Here is a 17421-nt window from a genome sequence, read left to right on the forward strand (position 1 = left end):
GGTTTAATCAGCCAGATTATGGAGGTCAACCTTATCGGAGAGAAAGGAAGGGATCACGTTGTTTTTCGGTAAACGATCTAAAGCCACACAGCAGCCGCTATCAGCCGGAACAACCGATGCCAGTAAATCTGACCGAAAAACAAATCCGTTTACTCCTTCGCTCAAGACGAACCTGGATGCCTTGAATCAACTGCTGGGGCACAGCTCCGATTTAAGCTCCAGAAGCCTAGGAAGTCCGCTAGCACCAGATATTACAATGTCCATCCTCTATCTCGGCGATCTTGTGGATGACACCAAGCTGAATGAGCATGTTTTGCGTCCCTTGCTATCCAGCCGATTACAGTCAGACCTAAGAAGCAATGATCTGGTTGAACTTATAGGAGAACGCGTCATCGAAATCGGCTCGACTTCGGTCTCCGTTTCATTGAATGAGTGTGCAGATCGTCTGCTTGAAGGCTATTGTCTCCTGCTCATTCAGGAAGCGGCATGCGGCTTGCTCATTGACATTCGTGAAATCAAGGTTCGACAGGTGAGTGAGCCAAGTGCGGAGACCGTTGTACGTGGAGCTCAGATCAGCTTTAACGAATCCATCAGCACGAACCTTAATTTGCTGCGGCAGATTTTGAGGTCCCCTAGCTTGCATGTAGAGGAAATGGAGGTTGGCAGTGAGACACGGACACAGTTGGCCTTAATTTATTTGGATGGCGTCGCTTCCTCCGATACCGTGAATACTGTAAGAAGTCGCTTGCAAGCTATTCAAATTAGCAGTGTATTGGATAGTGGATATATCGAGGCTCTTATACAGGACAAAGGATATACGCCGTTCCCGACCATCAAGAATACAGAGCGGCCCGATGCCGTGGCTGGCGGTCTTCTGGAAGGACAGATTGCGATCATCGTCGACGGCTCCCCCTTCGTACTGGTGGCACCGGTTACGTTTTTTCAGCAGTTTCAATCGCCAGAGGACTACTATATCCGATTTGATATCGCGACCTTTTTGCGCTTAATCCGTTATGCTGCCTTTATCATCTCTATGACACTGCCTTCCTTGTATATTGCCGTCACCACCTTCCATCAGGAAATGCTGCCGACCACACTGCTAATTACCTTGGCAGCCCAGCGGGAGGGCATACCATTTCCGGGACTGGTCGAGGCGCTGATGATGGAGCTGACCTTTGAGATCTTACGAGAAGCTGGCGTACGGATGCCCCGGGCCATCGGACCAGCCATATCAATAGTAGGTGCGCTCGTACTCGGACAGGCTGCTGTAGACGCTGGCATTGTTTCGGCTGGCATGGTCATTATCGTCTCGTTCACTGCCATCTGCAACTTTGTCATTCCCCAATTGAATATGGCCATTGCCGCCCGCCTGATCCGCTTCTTGTTCATGCTGCTTGCAGGCATGTTCGGCCTGATGGGAATCATCGCCGGGGTACTGGCCGTCATGATTCATGTGGTGCGGCTCGAATCGTTTGGGGTGCCCTATATGTCGCCACTTGCACCCTTCAGCTGGTCACGTATGAAAGACACGTTTATCCGCGCGCCCCTACAGAAGTTAATCAAACGGGAACCTCACAAAGTGTTCCAACCGGACAATAAACAAAAATAGGCCTCGGCCAATCAGAAGCTAGGAGGAACAGCATGATCAAGCATTGGCTGCGTTTTATGTATCCGTTCATCCTGCTCCTGCTTCTATGCGGCTGCTGGAATCGGGTCGAAATGAATGAAATCGGGGTCATCTCTGCAACGGCTGTCGATTGGAAAGATGGGAAGTGGATTGTCTCCTATCAACTCGTGATCCCACAGGCGATCTCCTCACACAGTGGCTCTTCCTCACGATCTGAGGCGCCTGTGAACGTATTCTCCACGGAAGGCGCCAGTATTCGCCAAGCGATTGGTGAGGCCAGCCGTGAGATGTCGCGCAAGCTTTATTTTGCCCATAACCAGATCGTCGTGGTCAGTGAATCGGCCGCCCGCAAGGGGATCTCTGCCATCTTGGAGATCTATATGCGGAATCCCGATGCACGAGAGATGGTATCCATGTTCATTACCAAGGGAAGCTCGCGCAAGCTGATTGAACAGTTGCTGCCCATTGAGAAAATCCCGGGCAATGCCATCCAGCGACTGATTGAGAACGAAGCGGGCAACAATTCACTGTACCCGGACATGACACTCTATCGCGTACTGCTCGATCTGTTGGGTCCCGAGCAAGCAACGGGCATCCCCGAGCTGACCATAGCCGGTGCAGATGAACCGCTGAATTCACTGGAGTCGCTCAAGACCACCTCCACCAAGTCTAAGATTCGTCTAGGCAATCTAGCGGTCATCCAGGGAGATCAATTGAAAAGCTGGCTAAGCCAGGAGGACGCTGCTGGTCTCATGTGGCTGACGGATGAAGTGGGACGAGTTACGATTGGATTCGATTGCTCTAAGGAGCAGAACGGTCCTAAGAATTCGGCGGCCATTGTCTCCAAAGCTACGACTAAGCACAAGCCGGAGCTCAGTGCAGACGGGAGAGTTACGATGCGAGTTACGGTTAAGGCCAATGGCTCTCTGCTCGAGTATGCTTGCCCGCATAAGCTGACGGAACCGGAAATTGTAAAACAAATCGAGCGGAGAATAGCGGAGGAAATTGAAGCTGAAATGATGAAAAGCTGGCATGCCGTACAACGTATTGAAACCGATATTGTTGGCTTCGGCACAGTCGTTAATCGTGCGTATCCGAAGCAATGGAAAGCCATGCGCACAGAGTGGAACCAGAATCTCACGGACCTTAAACTCGAGGTTAAAGTCACCTTTAATCTGACTCGAGTCGGCTTCAGTACCCGAAACTTCAAGGATGCACAAAACTCAGAATGAGTGGAATCCATGTGCTAGAAGCCCTATTCCTTAAGAGGAGCAGACGTCATGAAGCAAACGCGTATCAGTAACTATCAACTTGCCCTCATGATCATGCTCTTCATGATTGGCAATACTCCGCTTGTCGGGGGCGGCACCTCTGCCAAACAGGACGCCTGGATCGTCTATCTGATTGGCGCTTTGGTCGGCGGGCTGTTTTTGTGGATGCTGCTGATTCTGCAGCGACGGTCTCCAGAAGCAGACTTGCCGGAGCTATTCCGGCAGCTATTTGGCACATGGCTCGGATGGGTGCTGGTGCTGCCACAAGGCATTATTTTTGCTTACCAATCCTCACGCAACATCAGGGACTTCAGTGACATGACCGTCATGACAATCTTAACGCAGACACCTGAATGGAGTATCAAGCTAATCATTGTCGCCCTCTCGCTGTACGCGATCTGGGGTGGGGTGCAGTATTTTTTCCGATTAGCCGAGCTGCTGTTCCCGATTGTTCTATTCAGTTATGTCTTCCTGATCCTTCTTATCATGCTGACGGGACTGCCCGACTTTCATCGGTTGCAACCCGTTTTGGGTAATGGGTGGGGCCCCATTCTTCGCGAGGTATTTCCCAGCATGATTGCCTTTCCGTTCGGTCAAATGTTGACCATGTTGTTGTTCTGGAAGTATGTCACGCCAAAGGACGGCCTGCGTTCGACCACCCTGAGCGCCTATGGTTTAATCTCGCTGTTTATCATTTTCATGAAAATGCTTTCTCTGGCTGTATTAGGTCCCGGACTGTTAGATTACAGTACTATTCCTTTACTGGAAGTGGCACAGTTAATCCGCCTGGCCGATTTTCTGGAGCGATTGGATGTCGTCGTTACTCTGCTATTGGTGATCGGGTTGTTCATTAAATTATCGTTGCTCATGTTGGCTGCTGTTCTTACAATAAGCGCCTTATTCAAGCTTCCTTACCGTGTATGTGCGGCTATATTGGCGCCTATCATCTACGGGGTTTGCTTTCTGGAACCCAATAGCTCAGTCCATGAATGGATTGGAGAGCATATTGTCATTCCGTATGTTATACCGGGTCAGATGTTGTTGGTAGTTATTGCCTTTCTGGTTGGTTTTGTGAGGAAATCCGGGCGTCAGTCGACAGGTTGATGGGTAATCGGACGTATTATTTTTTTAGAATCCATTGTACCGCATCCCAAACGTCTTCCGCGATATAGTCAGGCTCCGTTTCCGCCCATTTCTCCCGATATGTCGTTAATGAGGGGGGTACCCCAACCTGTTCTGACAAGTATCTTCTTTGCGCCAACGGCATGAGCGGCAAGCATGTCCGTGCTCCCCACATCCCCGATCACAACACATTTTGTCAAATCCAGGTTGTGTTCCTTTGCAGCATCGATTAGCATGCCTGGCTTAGGTTTTCTGCACACGCATTCATCCTCATGCGGACAAATATAGGCTTGATCGAATCCGTACCCTTGAAACTGCTTATTAAAAGCTTCAACCGTGGCCTCGCCTCGTGAAATTCGGTGTTGGTTTGTGAGGGCAAACACGCGGATACCCGCAAGTTTCAAGAGATCGATCGACTTTTGTGCATTGGGATATAGTGTGAACGAATCTGGATGAACAAAGTGACCTGTTCCACCGATTGTTCCGTCTCTATCCATGAATACAGCTTGCACTTTATCATACGAATTAGACAAAATTTCATCCTCTCCTGAGCTGCTGTGCTGTTTCATGTCAGGTCATGGTTTCGAGGTTGGCTAGCGCTCACTTTGATATAATGATGAGGAACGACCATTCCTTCCCCTCGCCTTACTACTTGAACGATTGGCGCATGATGTTGATTACGATAGTCACCTAACTCTACATAAGAATCGACGTATGCCTGTGTACATTCCTTGCCATCTCTGCAATCATAGCCAAAGCCAATGCCTGTTCCTTTGTTATCCTGGAGCCGTTTGCACTCTAGGATGTGCGCATAATCCGCAATGTAGATCTGAAACGCATGCACAGGTACGCTAACTTCTAACAGTACTTCCCCAATATATTGAGTAGTAAGTAAGGCGCCTAGATCATCATAATATTTGCTTTGCGTTAACCAGTCTGGATACGGATCGATAAATCCTTCGATAAGAAAGGTTCCACTCAAATGTGTCGGGGGCTGTGGGCAAGCGACTTCACGTCGCGCCCATAACCCCTCTTCAAGGATGTTGGAGAGATGAGATGCATGCGTATAGTGGTAAAAAGCAAAACATCCGTCTGCACTCATGTTGAGTTCCGCTTGATCAGTTGAATCGAATAACTTGTTCAGGGAGATTCTACTGTTCCTCATAGCCATGTCCTTCCCCAGTGCGACCTACAAACAAGAATATACAACATTGCGCAATCGTCGATGAACGTAAGGCTCCTGGTTGTTCAGCAGATGCTGCGCATACATCACAGTGAGCTCCGACTCAGGATCCATGATCGCCATGCATCCGGCTGCGCCGCTCCATCCAAATTCACCGAGCGAGCTCAATGAGCCGCTTTTCGCCTTGGAGATGTGGGTGCGAACTCCTAGCCCATAACCATACCCAGCCATATGGTCCCAGTTGAAGTCGCCGCGCGTCGCTTCACTCAAATGATCCGTCCGCAGCAGATCCACACCAGCCGATGACAGAATACGCACACCCTTCGGACTGGTGCCTCGCCCTGTTAAGGCATTGAGGAATAACGCGTAATCACTAACTGTGGACAATAGTCCCGCCCCACCGCTCTCCAACTCGGTTCCTTTGCGGAATCCGTTGCCGTCCATGCGCTCAGCCTGTTCAAGCGCATCATTATAATGATACTGGGGAATCAGACGCTTTGCCTGCTCCGTATTCAAATCGAAGCTGGTATCGTTCATACCCAGCGGCCCAATAATTTCATCCTGCAGATAAGCGCCAAACCGTTTACCGCTGACAACCTCCACCAACGCCCCCAGCACGTCGTGGCACATGCTGTAGTTCCAACGGGTGCCCGGTTCGAATGATAGCGGATCTAGCGCCAACGCTTTTGCAAACTCACGGGTCGGCAAGGCGCCATTGGTTCGCTCCACAGCAGCTTGAATGTGGGCCGAACCAATATCATACGTAAATCCCGCTGTCATGGTAAACAGATCGCGCACCGTAATCGGTAGTGTAGCCGCTTCCAATTCGACCTCGCCATTCGCTAAAGTCTTCTTTACCTGCATCTCACGATACTCCGGAAGATACTCGTATACTGGATCACTCAGCAGCATGTCTCCCCGCTCCACAAGCTGCAGCGCGGCGACACAAGTCATAATTTTGGTCATGGAATAAAGGTTGAAGATCGCCCCTTCCCCAATTGGGGTCTTCTCCTCCAGGTTGGCATACCCGTTACGGTAACGGAATACGGTTTCATTTCTATGTACGACTAGCACTTCAGCCCAAGGAACTCGCCAGGATGTAACTCGATCAATGAAAGATTCTAACGGTTTAAAGTCCATTCTTCAACCATCCTTCTGTGTGAAATTGAAAGCAAAGGGACCCGCATACTACTAATCATACGATCAATTGTGAATCTTGACTACCTCAACAATATAATTGAAGCCGAACTAGAAGTTCTTGTTGGTATAGAGGAAATCTATATACTTCTCAGTTAGTGTTTCGAGTAAATCGGGTCTTCTGAGCATAAGCTTTTCATTATCTAAGACAAAATTAAATGATTGATATAGCCCATGAGCATCCTTTGTTCCTAATACACCTAACAAATTTTTATACTCCTCCGCAGTTGTAATGCTTTCGATCATTTTTTTTCCTAGTCCTTTACCTCGATATTCCTCATCAATGAAGACATCGCACAACCAATAAACAGTCGCATGATCCGTAACTAGCCTTGCTAGCCCGATTTGTTTTGTTCCGTGGTAGACGCCTACACAGATGGAGGCCTCGAGAGATCTTCTAATTGTTTCTTTTGATCGATTACTAGCCCAATAACTTCTCGACAAGAAGTGATGAATGGTTTCATGATCCAATAGATTTTTATCATCTGAAATTAAATATTCTTCGACTTCAATATGCATAGGTTTCCGGCCTCCTTGTGTTTTCCCCAGGATTAAATATTATCTTTTAATTGCACCAACATTATAAAAATCCATACCGGGGTACCGATGATGCTCCTCTACTGTCTTTACAAAAAAACCAGCAGCCTGTAGTGCATGCAAGGCTTGTTCTTTAGAAAGATATTTTTCAAAGTTCATTAAGTATAGTAGTCCATCATCTTTTAACGCCTTGTGCGCTCGAGCTAATAGCTGTTGGCTTTTCCCAACTTGATGCATGGTAGAGCCAATAATGGTAAGCAAGTCAAATCCGCAAGCCTGTTCATTGGACCTCAAAAAATCACCGCAGATGACTTCAGAAGGATTACTATGGCCCTCCTTCTTTTGTCGTAATTTAAAGACATCACAGATTTCTGAATCAATATCAATACTGGTTAACTGACCTTTACCCTCCAAATAATATCCAAGAAAATCATCCCATTCTCCCACACCAATCCCTACATTACATACCTTGCTACCAACAGTAGGCTTGTAATGACGGTGTAAAAAATCTCGCGTTTCTAACTCAACATATAAGCTCCTAGGCGAAAGATTCCACTGATAAGCTTCTCGATCTCGAAGGGAGAGATAATATTCAAGCAAAACTCGATCTTCCATAGAACACCTCATTAGCTGATAGCTGAATATTAAATTGTTAATGACTCTAACTCTTGTACTATATTCAGTAATAAGATATTATCACCTTGTTTTATAAAGCAAATCGTATATTTAAGCATAGTTACCTCTGTTTTATTTACTTTTTCACTTCACTTTTTTAATAAACCGCTTCCCTGTAACCTCAAAACCATATTTCGTGTATAGGTCATGTGCTCTTTTTCGTTCGTCTTTAATTCCACTAGTTAAGTATAAGGTCTGGGAGCCACTTGCCTCTGCCCTCTCTTCAACATGCTTTAACAATGCTCTTCCGATGCCTAACCCTTCGTACTCTTTTTTAGTGACCAAACACATAATATGCGTAATCACATCATCACTCTCATAATTTAAAATCGTATCAGTGCCGATCATCCCTACTATCGAATCATTCATGATGGCTACATAAGTAATATAGCGATCCGATTGCTCAAAACGTGTAAGTCTACGATCCATTTGTTCGATAGTCGTTGGGTAGCCTAAGTCTGACATAAGATCCGTCAAGCCACCTAGGTCAGTAGACTGATAAAATCGAATAGTTATCAACTTGTCGCCTCCTTAAACCGGGCTTTTTTCATACAGATTAGCACTCCAGCCCTCTCCATCAATTCTCCTTATGTAAGTGAACCCCAAGTCTCGATAGTATTGATTAAGCCGCGCGTTTTCTGCCATACAATCCAATCTGATGGTTGTCTTCCCATTTTGTTTAATCTGCTCTTCTGCTGTCTGCAAAAGAACCTTGCCGATTCCCAGCCCTTGATAATCTCGGTTCACGGCAAATCGATGAATATATCCTGACTTTGAGTTGTCGAGCTCTTTCCAAATTAATGGATCTGACCACGTAATGATATAAGTCCCTACAATGCTTTGATTTAGTTCGGCCAGATACACAGCAGACCCGTTATTTATAAATTTTAAGGTTTGTTCAATATGGAAGAACTCAGGTCTCCATTGATAAATTCCTTTTTCATTAAGCCACCTTGCCGAACCCTGCCAAAGGTTCAACACAACCGGGGCTTCTTCTAGCAACGCCGGCCTGATTACAAGCTGGGACTCGATGTGTTCCATTGTGAGAACCTCCCAACATTACTATGTCCATTCCACGCATTTTAAGAAAGCTATTTTGTACCCGACGACTTCTCGGCTCTCTGGACCCAGTTAGGGATATGATGACCAAAATACCTCGTGATTTTCTGCGCTTCAGTTAGAACCAGCTTGATACTTGTCTCATCCCGAAACCAGTTGTCTCGATTGACACGATAGTCATCCTGCTTGACTTGAAATGTCACCTCGTGTGGAAATACCGTCTGATACGTCATTAATGCCCTTCTCGAGAAAAAAGACTTACAAACGATAAGCGCGCGTTTCACCACAACGCCGTTTTCCTGAAGAACACGCCATGAATTGCGAGCATTATCAAACGTGTTTTGGGCCTCATCTTCTTGGAGAATACGCTTCTCTGGTACACCAAGTGACAAGGCGATGTCTCTAAGATGCTCCCATTCGGTTCTATTCAGCTTGGCATTGAATCCGCCAGATGGTAACAAATAAGGTCCCATGCCTGCGTGGTATAATTCAGAAGCGATGTTCATCGGATGGTTATGCGAGCCACCAGGTACTAATATAATATCTGCGGGTTGAAGCTCTTCCTCTTCAACAAACACAAGATTTGTGAGGCAATCAAACGGATATTTCAATGGAATGCCTCCTTTCGGGATAATGCTCCACATCTTCCTCAGCACCGCAGCATCATCTTATTCGATACATGAGCTGAATTGGGTCTTTTTCTAGTTCGTCTTTGAAAAAATAATTGTGATCTGCTCCGACGATACAGAGAATTCGTTTACTAGGACTAGATTTAATTTCATTTCTAACCCATTTAACCATAATGAGGTTCCTTACATCTGATCGGAAGTTTTGAAGATGGAGGCAATAATAAGGTCTGCACATTCTTCCGAAGTACGCTTACTTGTGTCCACTGAGAAGCTATATTTGATGTTAGCCGACATGAGGCGATGCTGCTCTTCCGATTGATGTTCTCCGCGGTCCCCACGCTCTATATTTCGTTGTCGACAAATCTCCAAGGGACAGTAAATCTCAACAATATCTAAAGGATAGCCGTCAAAAATAGCTTGAACTTGTTGATAATGAGGCTTTAACCCTGGCCAATCTGCGAGGATACCATCGATTAATACATGCCTCCCACGATCGGAAAAAAGCTTCGCAGTATGGTACATGACGATAATGGCCTCGCTTAAATATTTCCAGTAGTCTGATTGCAGATGTGTGTCGCCAATCGTATTCTCAAAGAGATCATTGGCCACCACGTAAAAAAACGGATCCGAATGCACTTGCATAGCCTCTACGATGGAGGTTTTACCTGAACTGGTGACACCATTCAAAAAGATAATTCGGCCTTGCTCCATGTTGTTTATCTCCTTTAATTATCCTAGTACTTTTGCCTTGAACTCATAATGAAGGTAAGTAACGAAAGAATTACTCCATTAAAAATAATCGTTTCTGTGGGAATGCCATATCCAATAGAAAACTCAAAGCCTTTGTCATTTAGACGCGGAAAATGATCAACGTTATTGATGTATACCTTGGTAATGATTAAAGATAGTAGACTATATAGCCCACCAGCGAGCAGCGCTGATAGTACATTTACCCATGCAGACGCTCGTGTAGCAATAGTTGCTGTAAGCCAAGAAAATAAGATCGACACCACAATGGACACGTTGGGAAAGTAAATAATCGCTCCATAATAATCCGAACCGGCGAAACGACTATTGAACATGAAAACGCCAAGTACAAAGGAAAGAATAAACGAAAGGATAGGGACGAGCAGACCATTTAGTACTCCATACATTAGCTGATTTTTCATGGTTGATCCTCACTTAGATGCTTAAAGGCAAACTCTCGATAGACTTCAAAGCCAAGTTTTGAATAGAATTGTTTTGCATCCTCATTCATGGACCAATAGTCCAGTTCAATTCGTTGGATCCCTCTTTCGACCGCAACTTCCATAACTTTGTTCATTAATTGCTTTCCTAATCCTTTATTTTTATGCGCTTTTGCCACACACAAATGCTGAACAAATATAGATTGATAGGCATGTAGAAAAGCATTTTCGTGATACGCTTTTATTTCAATCCAGACGTAACCTAAAGCTTCGCCACCCTGGCTTGGGATGATGAAAAATAAGTGCTTGGGGCTCTCCATCACCTGCTTGAAATAAGCATTAATCTCAGCAAAATTAAATTCCTTGAATCGCCAAGGAACCATTGAACGATGAAGGGTTTGAATTTCTTGATTGAGGTTGGTAATTAATTCTGAATTAAACGTTTGGATGATCTCCATCATTTAACCCTCTTTTCTACCGACATCATTTCTTGGAAAGGCATTAATTAGCCTAAGTTTTATTCCATTTGATCATTATGTACATACGCCAATGGCAATAAATCCTGGATTTCCACTTTGATCATTTTTTGTGACTCGTTATTTAAAATCACTTTGATGTGAGGACTATATTCAAGTAACATTTGACGGCAATTGCCGCACGGAGGTAGCAAACAATTTGGAGCATTTTTGTACACTGCTACAATAGTATCAAACTCTCTCACTCCAGCGGCTCTGGCTGCACCCATACTTATAAATTCAGCACAGGAACCATGAATGCCATCACAATTTATTCCAGTAAAAACCTCTCCACTCTTAGACCGAATGGCTGACCCTACCGTATAAATATAAGTTTTAGTATCAAAGTTTGTTTCAATAATCTCTTTCGCTCGATCAATGAGTTCATAATCTTGATTCGTTAATTCATACTGCTTCATGAAGGAACACCTCGATCTCCTTAAATTCTCAACTTCAATTGCATCTTTGATTACAACTCGAATCTCTCTTTGATCAACTCCGCAACCTTTTCAGCTGACAAGTCCCTGTTAGAAATGCGGATATAATGATCTTTAGTAATCTCCCCAGGTAATGAATTTAATCGATGCTTTTCATAGGTGGTAACAAGCTCGTCCTCGGACCACTTGAGATCGCGCTTCGAGGGTTTATGTAGCAGTCTATTCTCCGTACGATTACGTCTTTTCCGCTCTTCTAGGTCTGCCTCGAGTTCAACGTAATACACTGTGCCGCCTCGAGATTCAAACAAATTTGAAACTTTTTCTATGTAGTCCCAGTCGCTCTGAAGATCGAATGCCCACACGAACGTAAAGATGATACCTTTCAATTCGCTCTTGGAAACTTCCTCAAAAATCTCTTGTCTAATTAAACTTACGAGACGCTTACCCGAAGGTGTGCCGTAATCGAAAAACTGGGATACAAAATCAATAGACATATGATTATGAAAAAGCTTCAGGTCCGTTATGGTTGCCAGGTGTTGCCCCACGGTCATTTTCCCTACGGCTTGTGGACCAAACAGGATGATTAATTTCATTGGAGAGCGCCTCCCTTGCTACGAATGTTATTTATTTTGGAAACTAAATATCAACTTGTCTCCATCATCATTCGTGCGCTTAACTTCTTTGTGATAAGCACCCGAGGTATATTGTTGAATCGTTTTCGTCCAAAAGGCCTGCGCACGTAGGTTGGTATGTGTCGGATTTGTTTGAACCTCCCAGCTTCCTCGATGGGAATCAAAGACCTGATTTGCTGCCGACTGTGCGACCCCATGCGCTCTAAAAGGTTGCAAAACAAAAAACTCATTCATATAGTAATCCGTGCCGTGAGGCGTATAAGGCGGTGTGGCGACAAAAGCTAACCCTGCTGGAATGCCATCGACTCTAATTAAGTAGGGAAATAAAATGTTCGTATGAGCGTCTTCCCACCACACATCAAAAACCTTATTTTGTTCCGTTAAGGTGGGAATATCGCTTTCTTCGTAGACCCCGTACTTATTCGGCTTCCATCCCCAGATGCCGGATAAGTCGTGCAGATACAGAGGATAAATATTGTTCACGATGAATTTTGTTGTCTGATCTGTGAGTTCTATTGTGGTTTTCATTATGAGGTCTCCATTTATGTTTTTGTGGCCTTGATTGAGAATAGCAGAGGCAAATAATTATTGTCTTGCAGCCTCCATCTGCCTTGCTCGTCTTGCTGCATATGACCCGGGAACATGTTATAGACGGTATAAGAATGCTCATGTAGGAACTCTAAAGTAAGTCCCGCTCCAGTCAATGCACTTACGATATCCCCCAGCGTGTGCTGCCATTGATAACTGGTGCTATGTTCCAATACGTCGTCGTCCCCCGTGTAGGTTGTCGAGGCATCGTAAGCTTGCACCTCCCGGTCAAAATAAGGCGTGCTCACAAGAAGCAGGTTATCCACGACCTCATAGATAAAGGCAATCGGATGAAATTCAGCGATATAAAACGTGCCACCCTCCTTTAAGGAGCTAAAGATTAACTTGGCCCAAAGGTTCAGATCAGATAGCCAACACAGCACACCATAGGAGGTATATACAATATCGAACTGTTCACCTTGAAGAGCTTCATGGGCTTCATAGATGTCCGAGCAGATAAAGCGCGCATCGAGCCCCATTTGTTCGTTCAAGGATCGAGCTAACGTAATCGCCTCTTCAGAGAAATCGACTCCCGTTACCTTAGCGCCTGCCTGGGCCCAAGCTAACGAATCCTTGCCGAAATGGCATTGCAAATGAAGCATCGTACGGCCGGCTACAGATCCTAGTTCTGCTTGATCTAATTCGGATAACTTGGTGTCTCCCGATACGAAAGCTTCAACATCATAAAATTTGGACTTCGCATGAATCCTCGTACGGTCGTTCCAATTTAGACGGTTCATGTGCCGGTAGTTGGTCATGGTGATGTCTCCTATCTATAACGAAGTTTCTGGTGGATCCACAGTAATGTCTACTTCGATGTTTTGGTTATAGTTACTAGTGTCAGTCTCTGCAGTTAATGAAAAATTAGTGGCCGCAGTAATCTTATAATTGCCCGGCGGTAGATAGAGGTCCTTTTCGTTATAGAAACTTCTCCAGAATTCAAAGTTGGGATCGCTTTCATCAAAACTTCCGGATTTGGCAAAAGGAAAGGTATAAACCTTCCCCTTCGTTAAAGACGTCGAGCTGAGTATATTTTGTACGATGCCGCCCGTATTCATTTGCTCGCCGTCGCTAATAAAGAAATCAAGATAGGGTAAACCATGCCATATCGTTATTTTATTCTCCAGTCCAAGGTATTCAAGCGTAGCATGCAGCTCAATTTTTTCGTCTGACCTGAAATGTAGTTTTTCAAGATGCAAAACGAGTCGGAACATCTCGTCCTCACTTACATACTGATGGCTGAGTGGTTCTAAAGGTTCCGAGTGAAAAGTAGTTGTGTTGGTATGACATGAAACTAAGAACAACATGGCTAGGATAAAGGTTAGTGTTCGCTTCAAATACATTCCCTCTTGTTCTTGTCAATTTTCTTAGCAACATAAGTAATACAATCCGTGGTGAGTTGAACTAGCTCACCATTTCGTTCAATTCTATCCATTCACCTCTTATGGGTAAGGCTATATCAAATGGCTCACGAAAGATACTTTGAATTTACTAAGTTCCCTTTTATATCTATCTCTTTAATACCATTCGGTCGTTTGCCATAGAAGATATCCTGAAAAGAGGAAGCTTGACCTTGTAGAAACTCCTTTAAAAACGCATTCAAGAGACTACAGATCGTCTTGTGTTTCTCCGACACATTTAATTCCTTGTAATGTAAAGGAATGTCACTGAACGTCATATGATGTGCCCCTTGAACTTTAACGGTGTATCGGTTTCCAACCAACTGGTTGCAAGTCCTCTCATAACCTTGTATGTAAGAAGTAATGATTTCTTCAGGCAGCTCATCAAGCAGTTCATCATAGGTGCACTTTTCCTGTCTCATAACCAAAAAAGGAGTACCCAGCTTGGTGTTTTTCTTCGCATTCAAAAGATGAAAACTGGCGTCCAACATAACGCCTGCCCGAATCCTTTTGTCTTTTTTGGCCACCTCAAATGCAGCAGCCCCACCCAGGGAATGGCCTACAATTCCTATGTCATCCCAATTCACATCTCCAAGATTCGTGCCTTCGATTAGGAGATCTAAATGCTTAATAACAAACAGGATATCTTCTACCCTGGTTTTCAATAGTTTTTGCCAAAGCGAATAATCGGAGTCTTTAATATTAGATAAAACTTCTATTTGTTTAGAATATCGACTATCAGGAAAAATTGTGAAAATTGATTCATAAGTTGACCCTATAGAGATGACCACAAACCCACTACAGACCAATTCCTCCACGTGATAGCTATACATGTCCTTAGTAACACCAAAGCCAGGCGAGAATAAAATTACTGGGCGTCTACCATGAACGAGGTTTGGTGTAGCATCGTTGATAATCACTATTGGTAGAGACGCCAGATATTCAATATCCACTCCCATGTCTTGCAGGATAATGCTCGCCATTTCTTTGCAAGGATCAAATAAGTCTAGATAAGAATTAAAACCTATCTGGGCATGCGTAACATCTGCCGGATAATAGATGCTAGTTATGATTTCTCTAGTCTCACCGTCAGCAAAGGGGTCTTTTCTCGAAATATCATTTAGGGCCACTATTTTTCTACCCACAGCCATGTATTACACCTGTCCCTGTAGAACATAGTCTTGTTTAAGAATGGCATAGATTTCTAAATCAACAATCCCTTTGCCTGTCCATACATTTGCCTGTCTCAGAGTTCCTTCTTTGAGATATCCATTTTTAGTTAAAACACGCTTTGAACCTTCATTTTCAATCATCACTTCAGCATGTATTCGATTCACATTCACTATTTCGAACAAATGCTTAGTCAAAAAACTTACAGCCTCGGAAGCAATACCCTGCCCCCAATAGGTGGGTTCTAAATAATACCCAATGGTTACCATATTGACTTTCTGGTTAAAATCGAAGGCTTCAAGGATTCCAACTAGCTTACTTGATGAATCGTTTAGAAAGATTCCCCACTTCACCTTAGAACGTTTATGATAGTCTCGCTCAAAATGACCGATCATTTTTTCAACGGTATCTTTGTTATGCCTGGGAGTAATGCCACAATACTTAAAGACAATTTCATTACTATAAATGGAAAACACATCATCCAGGTGTATTATATCAATCTTCCCTAAATGGATTTTCTCACCGTTGATAACTGGAAATGATTCGAACAATTCGTTCATGCTCTGCTCCTTTTATGGACTAGATTTCAACCCTTAGCATCGTCTGTCATGTCTTGATTATTATCTGTTTGCTATACATTTAATTGAAGTCGCAAACGCTCAACATGTTGCTGAACTTCCATCCAACTACGAGCACGCAAGACTAAATCATGTTCAATGTGCCGATTATAGGGCTGATCGTATAGAACATAGGGCTTATTACATAAAACAAATTCTTCTGCGTAATGAGGCGCATCATCTATTAATAGATCTACATTCAGTTCCCGGCATTTAGCCAGCTTATCTTCAGTAAAAATGAGATGATGGTAGCCAATCTGATGTTTGTTCAGCCATTGAATCGTGATCTCTCTACAGAACATCGGTCTAGCCGTTATGAAAGAAACCGTATGACTTTGATATAAATTTCTCAGCACCTCTAATGCATCGGGGTACGGCGTTGAATGCCAATGAATATCAACCGCGTATTGATTCAATACGCGTTCTCTCTCCTCAATGCTCCACCCATATAACCGATAGATATAAAAATCATTCACATCGTCCACGCATTTAGACTGACCTGAAGCTAAATTATAATAATGCAAATGCGTCGATGTAGCGTCGAGTATGGTGTTATCTAAATCAATGCCAATATGGATATCCATCCCCTCCTAACTTTCCCGAGCTATCATCTATGAACTTGAAATAATACATACGATCCGGTCCACATTTGACTTGTAACGGTTCGCTGAGCGTTATCCTTTTTCGTAAAGAAGTATCCCGAGCCCAGCTGCTCAACAAATGTCCATTCTGCTTCCAGCATTCTTTGTTTCAGTGCTTCTTTTGCATCTAGTGGATTTCCTTTATAGCCATACCATTGGGTATTATCCTTTTCAATAAGCGGAATCAATTCATTCTCACTTTGTGCTAACAAGGAATAAACTTCTCTTTTTGATACGCCTTCCATAGGCAATTGAGGATAGTATGCTTTACTCATGAACAGCAGTAAGATACCGAGTCCAATCAGCACACAACTACTCAAAATAATTAGACGAATGCGCTTGATCATAGGTTGTCCTTTCCACGATTCCTCTAATGATATAGCCGTTTTCATAGATGAAAGAACGAAAAACCCACCTGCTGCTCTACCTAGGGTGGGCTGCTGCCGTTTCGATGGCACTGAAATTCTCTAATCGCCTTTCCTATTATACCATCATCTACCATTTCAGTGAAGGATGATTGTTAGATGGTTTCTCATCCACATTCCTGAATTTAAACCCTTGATAACAATTCATTTAATATATCATCGAGTTCTTCATGTTCTTCATCAGCTGTGGGCATATTCTTGACTCTTTCTAGGTCAGGCTTTAACTGATACAGGATAGAGTCCGGGAGTCTCCTGACTAGTCCATATAGTAGGAAGTATTTCCAAGATCCATCATCGGTTTGAAAAATGTCTCTCACATAGGGCACCAACTCCTCTTGAAATGGAGTACGATATCCTCAATAGGCTTAGCAATGGGCCAATTGGCATCTTGCAGCCATTCAAGCAGATCAGGAAGAATGGGCTTTATATCTTTTAGATCCAACATTTTTATAATTTCTACTTTTTCAAAATCACTTTTGTGCTGTGGGATTATTTCGCTTGGATTCATA

At 44.0% G+C, this 17421-nt stretch carries 22 protein-coding genes and 2 pseudogenes; 3 read left to right on the forward strand and 21 right to left on the reverse strand.

Features of this window, described 5'->3' with window-relative positions; genetic code table 11:
* Positions 1-58: 58 nt before the first annotated feature.
* From F556_RS0103445 to F556_RS0103455, 3 genes are read left to right on the forward strand one after another with little or no spacing between them, the layout of a single operon-like run.
* Positions 59-1609, forward strand: a complete 1551-nt coding sequence (locus tag F556_RS0103445) for a spore germination protein (RefSeq protein WP_020615501.1) — start codon at positions 59-61, stop codon at positions 1607-1609.
* Positions 1610-1641: 32 nt separating this feature from the next.
* On the forward strand, positions 1642-2859 hold the full coding sequence (locus tag F556_RS0103450; protein WP_020615502.1) for a Ger(x)C family spore germination protein: 1218 nt from the start codon (positions 1642-1644) through the stop codon (positions 2857-2859).
* Between the two features lie 48 nt (positions 2860-2907).
* Positions 2908-4002, forward strand: a complete 1095-nt coding sequence (locus F556_RS0103455; RefSeq protein ID WP_020615503.1) for a GerAB/ArcD/ProY family transporter — start codon at positions 2908-2910, stop codon at positions 4000-4002.
* 16 nt (positions 4003-4018) lie between these two features.
* On the opposite strand, the pseudogene F556_RS33165 reads toward F556_RS0103455, so the two are convergent.
* The 21 genes and pseudogenes from F556_RS33165 to F556_RS39210 all read right to left on the reverse strand — a co-directional run bounded on the left by F556_RS33165 (position 4019) and on the right by F556_RS39210 (position 17420).
* Positions 4019-4589 (reverse strand): annotated as a pseudogene (locus F556_RS33165) (HAD-IIIA family hydrolase).
* Positions 4586-5185: a hypothetical protein gene (locus F556_RS0103465; RefSeq protein WP_020615504.1), complete on the reverse strand. Its 600-nt coding sequence runs from the start codon at positions 5183-5185 to the stop codon at positions 4586-4588. The pseudogene F556_RS33165 and the gene F556_RS0103465 overlap by 4 nt, the downstream one beginning before the upstream one ends.
* A 24-nt stretch (positions 5186-5209) precedes the next feature.
* Positions 5210-6343, reverse strand: a complete 1134-nt coding sequence (locus F556_RS0103470; protein ID WP_020615505.1) for a serine hydrolase domain-containing protein — start codon at positions 6341-6343, stop codon at positions 5210-5212.
* A gap of 108 nt (positions 6344-6451) precedes the next feature.
* Positions 6452-6919 carry a GNAT family N-acetyltransferase gene (locus F556_RS0103475; protein ID WP_020615506.1) on the reverse strand — a complete coding sequence of 156 codons (468 nt, stop codon included), beginning with the start codon at positions 6917-6919 and terminating at the stop codon, positions 6452-6454.
* A gap of 39 nt (positions 6920-6958) precedes the next feature.
* A complete protein-coding gene (locus tag F556_RS33170) occupies positions 6959-7552 on the reverse strand; it encodes a class I SAM-dependent methyltransferase (protein ID WP_020615507.1) in 594 nt (197 codons plus the stop codon).
* 144 nt (positions 7553-7696) lie between these two features.
* The gene (locus F556_RS0103485) at positions 7697-8131 is read right to left on the reverse strand and encodes a GNAT family N-acetyltransferase (RefSeq protein ID WP_020615508.1); all 435 of its coding nucleotides are present in this window, start codon (positions 8129-8131) and stop codon (positions 7697-7699) included.
* 12 nt (positions 8132-8143) lie between these two features.
* On the reverse strand, positions 8144-8653 hold the full coding sequence (locus tag F556_RS0103490; protein ID WP_020615509.1) for a GNAT family N-acetyltransferase: 510 nt from the start codon (positions 8651-8653) through the stop codon (positions 8144-8146).
* 50 nt (positions 8654-8703) lie between these two features.
* Complete coding sequence (locus F556_RS0103495) at positions 8704-9315, reverse strand: YdcF family protein (RefSeq protein ID WP_245583007.1); 612 nt, start codon at positions 9313-9315, stop codon at positions 8704-8706.
* Positions 9316-9483: 168 nt separating this feature from the next.
* A complete protein-coding gene (locus F556_RS0103500) occupies positions 9484-10011 on the reverse strand; it encodes a phosphotransferase-like protein (protein WP_020615511.1) in 528 nt (175 codons plus the stop codon).
* A 23-nt stretch (positions 10012-10034) separates the two neighbouring features.
* A complete protein-coding gene (locus tag F556_RS0103505; RefSeq protein WP_020615512.1) occupies positions 10035-10469 on the reverse strand; it encodes a hypothetical protein in 435 nt (144 codons plus the stop codon).
* Positions 10466-10948, reverse strand: coding sequence for a GNAT family N-acetyltransferase (locus F556_RS0103510; protein ID WP_157272599.1), 483 nt, complete (start codon positions 10946-10948; stop codon positions 10466-10468). Before F556_RS0103510 ends, F556_RS0103505 begins: the two co-directional genes overlap by 4 nt.
* Positions 10949-11004: 56 nt before the next feature.
* Positions 11005-11421, reverse strand: coding sequence for a cytidine/deoxycytidylate deaminase family protein (locus F556_RS0103515; RefSeq protein WP_020615514.1), 417 nt, complete (start codon positions 11419-11421; stop codon positions 11005-11007).
* Between the two features lie 50 nt (positions 11422-11471).
* Complete coding sequence (locus F556_RS0103520) at positions 11472-12032, reverse strand: DEAD/DEAH box helicase family protein (protein WP_020615515.1); 561 nt, start codon at positions 12030-12032, stop codon at positions 11472-11474.
* A 27-nt stretch (positions 12033-12059) separates the two neighbouring features.
* Positions 12060-12599, reverse strand: coding sequence for a GNAT family N-acetyltransferase (locus F556_RS0103525; protein WP_020615516.1), 540 nt, complete (start codon positions 12597-12599; stop codon positions 12060-12062).
* Between the two features lie 14 nt (positions 12600-12613).
* Complete coding sequence (locus F556_RS0103530) at positions 12614-13417, reverse strand: class I SAM-dependent methyltransferase (protein WP_020615517.1); 804 nt, start codon at positions 13415-13417, stop codon at positions 12614-12616.
* A gap of 15 nt (positions 13418-13432) precedes the next feature.
* Complete coding sequence (locus F556_RS0103535; protein ID WP_211222539.1) at positions 13433-13966, reverse strand: hypothetical protein; 534 nt, start codon at positions 13964-13966, stop codon at positions 13433-13435.
* 161 nt (positions 13967-14127) lie between these two features.
* Positions 14128-15210 (reverse strand): alpha/beta hydrolase family protein, encoded by a 1083-nt coding sequence (locus F556_RS0103540; protein WP_020615519.1) that lies wholly within the window; start codon positions 15208-15210, stop codon positions 14128-14130.
* Between the two features lie 3 nt (positions 15211-15213).
* Positions 15214-15789, reverse strand: coding sequence for a GNAT family N-acetyltransferase (locus F556_RS0103545; protein WP_020615520.1), 576 nt, complete (start codon positions 15787-15789; stop codon positions 15214-15216).
* A 71-nt stretch (positions 15790-15860) separates the two neighbouring features.
* A complete protein-coding gene (locus tag F556_RS0103550; protein WP_020615521.1) occupies positions 15861-16430 on the reverse strand; it encodes a 5' nucleotidase, NT5C type in 570 nt (189 codons plus the stop codon).
* 23 nt (positions 16431-16453) lie between these two features.
* A complete protein-coding gene (locus F556_RS0103555) occupies positions 16454-16879 on the reverse strand; it encodes a hypothetical protein (protein WP_157272600.1) in 426 nt (141 codons plus the stop codon).
* A gap of 158 nt (positions 16880-17037) precedes the next feature.
* Positions 17038-17420, reverse strand: a pseudogene (locus F556_RS39210) (DUF5071 domain-containing protein).
* Position 17421 lies beyond the last annotated feature (1 nt).

Origin of the sequence: Paenibacillus daejeonensis DSM 15491 (assembly GCF_000378385.1) — a bacterium.
Lineage (GTDB): Bacteria > Bacillota > Bacilli > Paenibacillales > Paenibacillaceae > Paenibacillus_D > Paenibacillus_D daejeonensis.